4 protein-coding genes are annotated in these 3,857 nt (G+C 65.0%); 2 read left to right on the plus strand and 2 right to left on the minus strand.

Annotated elements, in window-relative coordinates:
* Positions 1-7: 7 nt before the first annotated feature.
* Complete coding sequence (locus R3280_RS16195; RefSeq protein ID WP_413468797.1) at positions 8-112, plus strand: hypothetical protein; 105 nt, start codon at positions 8-10, stop codon at positions 110-112.
* A 9-nt stretch (positions 113-121) separates the two neighbouring features.
* On the opposite strand, the gene R3280_RS16200 is transcribed toward R3280_RS16195, so the two are convergent.
* A complete protein-coding gene (locus R3280_RS16200; RefSeq protein ID WP_318999643.1) occupies positions 122-550 on the minus strand; it encodes a hypothetical protein in 429 nt (142 codons plus the stop codon).
* Positions 551-692: 142 nt separating this feature from the next.
* On the opposite strand from R3280_RS16200, the gene R3280_RS16205 reads away from it, so the two are divergent.
* Positions 693-1,559: an acyl-CoA thioesterase II gene (locus R3280_RS16205; protein ID WP_318999644.1), complete on the plus strand. Its 867-nt coding sequence runs from the start codon at positions 693-695 to the stop codon at positions 1,557-1,559.
* 5 nt (positions 1,560-1,564) lie between these two features.
* Here the strand turns inward: R3280_RS16205 and R3280_RS16210 are convergent.
* Positions 1,565-3,857: EAL domain-containing protein (locus tag R3280_RS16210; RefSeq protein ID WP_318999645.1), on the minus strand; the 2,293-nt coding region annotated here is incomplete at its 5' end.

The raw sequence follows: 3,857 nt of genomic DNA on the forward strand, positions 1-3,857 counted from the left end.
CCGGGCCCTGTTCCGCGATGCCGATGGCCGGACCCTGGGCTTTGCGGTCACCGGCGATTACGCCATCGAAAAACAGGCCCTGGCCAAGGAAGTGCCGCCGCTGCACGCCTGAGGACAGGACTCAGAACCGGTACTCGACGCCAAAGTCGACCCGGTAGTTGAAATCCCCCAGTGGGCCGGGGAGCTCGTCGATCCCCGGCGCCGGTTCCACCGACTCCGCCATCTGTTCCTGCTGCCGGGTCTCGGCAATCTGAACCGCGGCCCGGTCCTCCTCGTAACTGGCCACCCGGCCGCCGGTGCCCAGGCTGGGCTCCTTGAAACTCCAGCCCCGTATTACACCTGTCTCGGGCCTGTCCGGGAACTCCGGCTGGGGCAGTACCACCGGCGCCGGTTCCTCACAGTGCTCCGGCGCGCTCGGCGGCGCGTTTTCGGCAGGGGCATCCCAGACCGCCACTTCGTGGGCTTCGGGGCGGTAGCGCCAGTCCAGTCCCTCGGCGCCGGCCTGCTGCGCCGGCACCGGCTGCCACGGCAGAATCAGGGCGATGGCCACAAGCCAGCGGGACGGACAGAATTTGACATTCCCGTCATTGCGCCCGGCGTCGCTCTGGGGTAGAACAACGCTTCGTAAGCTAAGGAATCTCTCGGAACCCCTCCGGTTCAGAGCTTCCCTGATACATTCTGTGGGAGAAGTCATGCTGGACGTCACCAGAAAACTGGTTGAATTGCTGGATCTGGCGCCTTTGGGCGACGATCATTTTCAGGGCGAAAGTGAGAACCTCGGTTTTCCCAACGTATTCGGCGGCCAGGTCCTCGGTCAAGGTCTGATGGCGGCCAGCCGCACAGTCGAAGGCCGCCTGCCGCATTCCCTGCATGCCTATTTCCTGCGCCCCGGCAACCACCGCCTGCCCATTGACTACGAAGTCCAGCGGGTTCGCGACGGCGGCAGTTTCTCGGTACGCCGGGTCATCGCCCGCCAGGAGGGCAAGGAAATACTGACCGGATCGGTGTCCTTCCAGGTGGCGGAGACCGGTTTCGAGCACCAGATCGACATGCCGGCGGCGCCGGATGTGGACAGGCTGCTGTCCGAACAGCAGTACAGTGAGATGATGCGGGAGCGTATCCCGGAATCCCTGCGCGCCTCCCTGACCCGTGAGCGGCCGATCGAGATCCGGCCGGTGGACCCGGTCAACCCGCTCAAACCCGAGCCCAAGCCGCCCCACAAGCAGAGCTGGCTGCGGGCCCAGGGTGACTTGCCCGATGATCCCATTCTACACCGTTGCCTGCTGGCCTACGCCTCGGATTTCAGCTTCCTTGGCACATCACTGCATCCCCACGGAGTTACCTTCATGAATCGGGACATGCAGGTGGCCAGTCTCGATCACGCCATCTGGTTCCACCGGGAATTCCGCATGGACGACTGGCTGCTGTACGACAAGGACAGCCCCAGCGCGTCCGGCGGCCGGGGCTTCAATCGCGGCAATATCTTCAACCGGGAGGGTATTCTGGTGGCTTCCACCACCCAGGAGGCGCTGATCCGGCAACGGCCTGACAAGGGCTGAGGCGATCAGCTGATCTGCCTGACCGGCGCGCGGCCGCGCTGCTCCAGCCATTTGAGGATGTCCGGCAGTGCCAGCGGCCGGGTCAGCACGTAACCCTGGATCATGTCACAACCCATGGCTTCCAGCAGGTGGGCTGTGTCCTCGTCCTCCACGCCCTCGGCCACCACCTGATAGCCCAGGCTCTGACACATGTCGATGGTGGTCTGGACGATGACCCGGTCCTCCTGCTGGCTGGCCAGGTCGGTGATCAGTGAGCGGTCGATCTTGATCTCCCGGGCCGGCAACTGCTTGATGTAGGACAGTGACGAATAGCCCGAGCCAAAGTCGTCGATGGCCAGGGGAATGCCGGTGGCATCCAGCGAGCGCAGGGCCCGCAGCGAGTTGGCCGGATCCAGCATCATCGAGGTCTCGGTGACCTCCAGGATGATACGCCCCCGGTGGCGGGTCTGGCTGGTCATCAGACGCTGCACGAAGAGCGGGAACTCCGGCTCCCGCAGGTTGTTGGGGGACACATTGACCGAAACACAGAAGTCGTGGCCCTGTTCCAGGAACCGGTCCCGGGCCGCCATGGCCTGCTCCAGCACCCAACGGGTCAGCGGCTTGATCAGCCCGGTCTGCTCCGCCACCGCGATGATCTGGTCCGCCGCCAGCGGCTGGGCCCGCCCCGGCCAGCGGATCAGGGCCTCCATGCCCACCACCTCCTGGCTGCGCAGCGACAGCTTGGGCTGGAAATACAGCGCCAACTCGTTGTTGGGCAGGGCCTGCTTGAGTTCGGACACCAGGGTCAGCCGCTCCGCGCTGTAGGAGTCCCGCACCGACTGGTAATAGGCCAGGCCCCGGTCTCTCGCCTCGTCGGATTCGAGGGCAATGTAGGCGCGCCGGATCAGGGCGTTGGTGTCCGCGGCGTGGTCCGGGTAGATGGCCACACCGGTCACCGGGTCCAGCGGCAGTTGCATGCCCAGGTAATCGATGGGTTCCCGCAACTGTTCCAGGCACTGCAGGATCCGGCGTGGATACTGGCGCACCAGCTCCGCATCCAGCACGATGGCAAAAGCCGAGGACTCCAGCGAAGCCAGATGGAACTGCTGGCGTTCGTTGCGCTCGATCACCTTGATGCCCGGCAGCTCACTGACGATGCTGTTGAAGCGGCGGCCGGCCAGCTCCAGCAACCGGTCGGTGTTGCGGTGCCCCAAGGTACGGGTGATGGCCTGAAGGTTGTTGAGCTGGATTACCCCGACGGCGTGGCGCACGTCCGGCTCCCGGGTCAGGTGGTCCTGCAGCAGCATCTCGAAGCAGCTGCGATTGGGCAGGCCGGTGAGGGGGTTGTACAGGGCCTGCTCCATCATCCTCAGTTCCGCCCGCCGCCGTGCCGCCATGGCGTTCAGCTCCGCCTCCCGGGCCGCTACCTTGTCCTCACGTTCCTGATAGAGCCTGGCCGCCAGCGCTACCGTCAGCAGGATGGCCTCCAGGGCCGAACCGATCTGGATGCCGTACACGGTGATGAAGTTGGTGGGGATCACGCCATACTTGTTGGCGGCGGTCAGCGCACTGCCGATGGTGAGCAGGCCCCAGGCCAGGGTGTAGAGGCTGGCCTGGCGATTGCCGTACCACCACTGGATGGGTCCCACCGCGGTCAGCAGCAGGCAGCTGGGGATGGCCAGTGCCACCGACAGCCGGATGGAGGTGTTGTAATCCAGCACAAAGGCGCCGGCAACCGCCAGCAGGTTGGCCGCCATCACCAGCTGCATGAGCCGGTCCAGGATACGGCTGCCCTGGTAGATGCGCAGGAAGGAGCGGGCGAACAGCAGCGCGAACACCATGGCCACCGGCACCGTCAGCAGCATCATGTGGTGATGCAGCTCCGGGCTCTGCGGCCACAGCAGCGGGTAGGTCACGCCCCGCACCGTGGACACCAGCAACAGGTAGCCCAGAGTGGAGAGCACGTAGTAGAGGTATGTGCGCTCCCGCAGGGCCAGGAAGATGAACAGGTTGAAGAAAATGACCGTGATCAGGATGCCGTAATAGATGGCGTGGAGCTGATCCTCCACCGATAGGTGCTCGAAGAAGGCGTCCTGGGGCCAGATCCGGACCGGGACCTGGAGGGCGCCACTGGTGCTGACCTTGAGGTAGATGGTCGCGCCCGGGTCCGAGGTCCGGAACGGCACCAGTAAGTTGGGGTGGCGCAGGGGGCGCTGATCGAACGCCAGCTTGTCACCGGTGGTGACCCGCTGCTGGACCTGGCCATCCGCCACCAGGGTGTATTCGAGATGGTCCAGGTGGGGGTAGCTGATCTCCAGG

The sequence above is a fragment of the Marinobacter sp. genome, from assembly GCF_033722195.1.
Taxonomy (GTDB): domain Bacteria; phylum Pseudomonadota; class Gammaproteobacteria; order Pseudomonadales; family Oleiphilaceae; genus Marinobacter.

Excerpts from the sequence above, each read along its gene's own strand:
- R3280_RS16205 (WP_318999644.1), top strand. The coding sequence starts at position 693 with ATGCTGGACGTCACCAGAAAACTGGTTGAATTGCTGGATCTGGCGCCT.